The sequence below is a fragment of the Methylobacterium platani genome (assembly GCF_001653715.1).
Taxonomy (GTDB): Bacteria; Pseudomonadota; Alphaproteobacteria; order Rhizobiales; family Beijerinckiaceae; genus Methylobacterium; species Methylobacterium platani.
In genome coordinates this window covers 1-1,296 of the sequence record NZ_LWHQ01000032.1, presented here as the reverse complement: position 1 = coordinate 1,296, position 1,296 = coordinate 1, and the positions used below count along the sequence as shown (strand labels likewise).

The 1,296-nt window shown below is 67.4% G+C and carries 1 protein-coding gene; it reads right to left on the bottom strand.

Annotation, left to right across the window (positions count from 1 at the left end):
- Nucleotides 1–25: 25 nt before the first annotated feature.
- A protein-coding gene (locus tag A5481_RS16335) for an IS3 family transposase (RefSeq protein ID WP_156312183.1) occupies nt 26–1,239 on the bottom strand; the annotation gives its coding sequence in 2 pieces (ribosomal slippage) (nt 26–960 and nt 960–1,239; 1,215 coding nt in all).
- Between the last annotated feature and the right edge of the window lie 57 nt (nt 1,240–1,296).

The following is a 1,296-nucleotide window of genomic DNA, read 5'->3' as shown; positions in this document are numbered from 1 at the left end:
GGGATTGCCCCGTTTCTGTGGACGGCTACGGGGCTTGGCTGAGCAGGGTCTCGGTTGCGGGTTTTGGGCGATGCTCCTGTTCGTAGACGAGGGGCGAGCGGTAACCCAGGGCGGAGTGTCGCCGCACCGGGTTGTAGAAGCCCTCGAGGTAGCTGAAGAGGGCCATGCGAGCCTCGGGCCGGGAGTGGAAGCGTCGGCGGGCGAGCAACTCGCATTCCAGGGTCGAGAAGAAGCTCTCGGCCATGGCGTTGTCGTAAGCATCCCCGACCGAGCCCATCGAGGGCCGCACACCCGCCTCGCGGCAGCGGTTGCCAAAGGCTAGCGACGTATATTGCGAACCCTGATCCGAGTGGTGGATCACGTCTCGTGGTTTTCTCTGGCCAACGGCCATCTCGAGCGCGTCCAGCACCAGTTCAGTTCTCAGATGATCCGCCATGGACCAGCCAACGATCCGGCGGCTGAATGCATCGAGTACGATGGCCAAGTAGAGGAACCCCGCACGCGTCGGGATGTAGGTGATGTCCGCGACCCACAGCCGGTTGGGCTCATCAGCCGCAAAGCTGCGGTCGACCAGGTCCGGGGCCGGCCGAGCCTCCTGGTTGCGCCGCGTCGTCACCGGCCCGCCGCGGCGATGGCACGCCCCGACGAGACCCGCCTGTCGCATCAGCCGGGCAATGCGCTTGCGGCTGTGGGCCTCACCCTGGTCACGCAACTCTGCCTGGACCCGTGGCGAGCCGTAGGTCCGGCGCGAGCCCAGGTGGATCGTGCGGATGCGCCGGAGCAGCACCTCGTCCGCCTGAGCCCGCGCCGAGAGGGGACGGCCGGACCAGGCATAGTATCCGGCCTTCGAGACGCCCAGCACGCGCGCCATGACGGCGATCGGGAAGTGCGCCTGGTTCGCGCTCATGAACCGGAAGATCCCGACGGCAGAACTCCGGTCTCGCGCGCAAACCAGGCTGTCGCGCGAGAGAGGATGTCGCGCTCCAGCTTCAACTGACGGTTCTCGCGCCGCAGCCGAAGGAGTTCATCGCGCTCGCTCGCCGACAGGGCAGCCTCCACGGCAGGAGGCTTCACCTCCCGGCGGCCTTCCAGTTGGTCGGCCTCGGCCACCCAGTTGCGGATGGCTTGGGCCGACGGCTCGAACTCACGGGCGAGGTCGGTCGGATCGCGTCCGGCGCGGACCAACTCGACCATCTGGCGGCGGAACTCCGCCGGGTACGGGGGACGGGTTCTCGGCATGGCAAAAACACCTCACGCGAAAGCGTTCTCGGTGTCCACCGATCCGGGGCAATCCCA